Source organism: Delftia sp. ZNC0008 (genome assembly GCF_000799035.1).
Lineage (GTDB): Bacteria > Pseudomonadota > Gammaproteobacteria > Burkholderiales > Burkholderiaceae_C > Comamonas > Comamonas tsuruhatensis.
The window spans coordinates 1-2941 of the sequence record NZ_JTKZ01000772.1; the positions used below are offsets into that span (position 1 = coordinate 1).

General features: G+C 68.5%; 5 protein-coding genes. 3 read left to right on the forward strand and 2 right to left on the reverse strand.

Annotation, left to right across the window (positions count from 1 at the left end):
• The 3 genes from L995_RS24945 to L995_RS24955 all read left to right on the forward strand — a co-directional run.
• A partial coding sequence (locus L995_RS24945) for a DUF2325 domain-containing protein (RefSeq protein ID WP_047474054.1) occupies positions 1 to 234 on the forward strand: 234 nt, incomplete at its 5' end.
• Positions 231 to 734 (forward strand): ferric iron uptake transcriptional regulator, encoded by a 504-nt coding sequence (fur, locus tag L995_RS24950; RefSeq protein ID WP_047327410.1) that lies wholly within the window; start codon positions 231 to 233, stop codon positions 732 to 734. The genes L995_RS24945 and fur, both read left to right, overlap by 4 nt.
• Positions 731 to 1378, forward strand: coding sequence for a nitroreductase family protein (locus L995_RS24955; RefSeq protein WP_047474055.1), 648 nt, complete (start codon positions 731 to 733; stop codon positions 1376 to 1378). Before fur ends, L995_RS24955 begins: the two co-directional genes overlap by 4 nt.
• A 67-nt stretch (positions 1379 to 1445) precedes the next feature.
• On the opposite strand, the gene L995_RS24960 is transcribed toward L995_RS24955, so the two are convergent.
• Positions 1446 to 2333 (reverse strand): class I SAM-dependent methyltransferase, encoded by an 888-nt coding sequence (locus tag L995_RS24960; protein ID WP_016446222.1) that lies wholly within the window; start codon positions 2331 to 2333, stop codon positions 1446 to 1448.
• A gap of 128 nt (positions 2334 to 2461) precedes the next feature.
• Positions 2462 to 2941: hypothetical protein (locus tag L995_RS24965; RefSeq protein ID WP_052195865.1), on the reverse strand; the 480-nt coding region annotated here is incomplete at its 5' end.

A 2941-nucleotide genomic window follows, 5' to 3' on the forward strand; every position in this document is an offset into this window, starting at 1 on the left:
CAGGACGCCGAGGCCTTCGAGGCCAGCCTGCGCGAGGCCGACCTGGTGATCTGCCAGACCGGCTGCCTGAGCCACGGCGAGTACTGGCGCGTGCAGGACCATTGCCAGCGCACGGGCAAGACCTGCGTGCTGGTGGAGCAGCCCGATGCGCTGCGCATCGTCCGCATACACCGGGGCGCCGACGGCGGCGACAACCCCGCCATGACGCTGAGCCACGGAGACACGACCGCATGACACGCAGCAAGATGCCCCTGAGCCCGGGTGGCGAACCCGAACTGCGCAGCGTGGGCCTGAAGGCCACGCTGCCGCGCATGCAGGTGCTGGAAATCTTCAGGCAGAGCGCATCGCGCCACCTGCATGCCGAGGACGTGTTCCGCCTGCTGGCCGAGCGGCGTGCCGAAGTGGGCCTGGCCACCATCTACCGCGTGCTGTCCCAGCTGGAGGCGGCGGGCCTGCTGCTGCGCCAGACCTTTGAAAGCGGCAAGGCGGTGTTCGAGCTCAATGAGGGGCCGCACCATGACCACCTGATCTGCCTGCAGTGCGGACGCGTGGATGAATTCAGCAACGACCACATCGAGGCGCTGCAGCACCAGGTGGCCCAGGCCCACGGCTACCGCCTGGCCGACCACCGCCTGGCCCTGTACGGCCATTGCAGCGCGTGCTCGCAGCTGCCACCCGAATCACCGGCACAGCCCGAGCAGGCAAGACAGCCTGCGCTGCAGGACAACGAATGAGCACCAACGACAGATCCCTGACCCCCGAGCAGCGCGCCGCCCTGGACCTGCTGATGTCGCGCCAGTCGCGCTGGCCGCTGCAGAACCCGGCGCCGGGCGCAGACGTGATCGACACCGTCATCGATGCCGCACTGCGCGCCCCCGACCACGGGCAGCTGCGGCCCTGGCGCTTTGTGCTGGTGCAGGGCGATGCGCGCCATGCGCTGGGCGAGGTGTTCGTGCAGGCCGCCAGGGCGCGCGACCCGCAGGCCGACGCCGAGCGATTCCGCGCCAAGGCCTTGTCCGCCCCGCTGATCATTGCGCTGGGCGTGCATCTGCAGCCCGAGCACAAGGTGCCAGAGAGCGAGCAACTGCTGGCTGGTGGCGCTGCCGCCATGAACATGCTCAACGCCCTGCACATCCTGGGCTTTGGCGGCTTCTGGGCCAGCGGCGCCAACAGCCACGATGCGCGCGTGCGCGAGGCCCTGGGATTCGAGCCCCATGACCGGCTCGTCGGCCTGCTGTATGTGGGCACGCCCGTCTCGGCCGGCCGCGAAGCCCTGCGGCCGCCGCGCAACCGCTTTGTGCGCGAATGGCAGCCCGGGAAAGACCTGGTGCAAGGCCTGGCCCTGGCCCTGTCTTCCAGCGCGGCCGACGCAGGCTGATCCTGCTTCCTTGAAGCAAAGATGCCCGGCTTGACCGGGCATCTTTCGTTGCGGCTGCGCAATCGGCCTAAGCCGCCGTCTCGACCGACTTCAGCTGGTAGATGGCATAGAAGTGCACGCCAAAGGTCCAGCGGAATGCCGGCCCCACCAGCGAGTAGGGCGGGCCGTAGCCTTCCATCACCTGGTGCGCGGCCACCAGCTGCAGGCGGGGATGGGCTTGCGCCAGATCGGCCTCGCGGCGCAGGCCCCAATGGAACTGGGCCTGGGTGAGCCGGACCGAAGGGTGCTGGCTTGCGCGCCCGGCCGCCAGCCAGCACATGGCGTCGAACACCAGCTCCGAGCCCGGCGGGCTGCGTTGCGCAAACGTGGTCCACAGCGCCTGCATCTGCTCTGGCTGCAGGTACATGGAAACGCCCTCGGCCATCATGAACACCGCAGGCCCGGACCTGTCGGCCGGCAGTCCCAGCCGCTGCCACCAGTCGGCATCGGCCAGGTCGAATTCGCGGATCTCCTGGCGCTCCGATTGCCGGGGCAGCAGCTGCCTGCGCAGCGCGGTCACCGGTCCCAGGTCGGCATCCGTCATGTGCATCTGCCCGTTGTCCAGCCATTGGAAATAGTCGCTGAGGCCGCAGCCCAGGTTCACCACATGGCCCTGCGGCTGGCGCTGCAAGAAGTCCTGCGCCAGCGCGCGAAAGCAGTGCGTGCGCGCCAGCACGCCGTAGATGCTCTGCCGGTCCTGCAGCCACCGGCTGCCGTCGTCGCCCAGCTGGGTCAGGGTGTCCAAGGCGTGGGCGTCACTGACGGCCATGCCGGGAAACAGCCGCTCGCCCAGGGCGCGGGCGGCCAGTGGAATGCGCAAGGTCTCGCTGACATCGGACAGTTTTTCCTGGCGTGGCGAGGAGGGCTGCGCGTCGGGCAAGGCCGTTGCGGCCGTCGGGGCAAGAGATTCGGGCATGGCGGGCTCCTGTGCGTTGCCGGCCGGGGCGGGCGGCATCCACCTTCCATGAATTGCTTCAAGGGCTGATACCCATATTAGGGCCTGTTCGCACGAATGCAGGCAACCTGAAGGGAAGCTGCCTGCCATCAATCCTTGTTCACCTTGTGGTCCTCGCCCTTGGCCTGTTCCATGGCCTCGGGCTCCAGCTCCTCGGCGGAGCGGTTGAGGTGGATGAAGGCACCCCAGCCCAGCAGCAGGACACCCACGGCGCTGACCAGGGCGGCGGGATAGAGCAGGTGGGCCGGCTCTTCCTGCGTCTTGAAGGCAGCGACCAGGGCTTCGACGGCCAGGGCCACGACCAGCACCACCAGAAAGCGCGAGAGAAACCGGCGCACGCGCGTGGGGCCGCTGATATGGGCCTCGCGTATGACCTCCTCTTCGGTGATGGTCTGGGCGATCTGCAGCGCGACCACGCCCGAGGCCAGAATGCCCAGCGCCTCGACGATGCGCAGGCCCGAATCGCCATCCACGCCATGCGCCATGGCGTTCCAGCCCTTGAGGCCTGCAATCCACAGCAGGGCGATGGCCGCCAGCGAAAACAGCAGGGCGATGAGCGCGTGCACGAC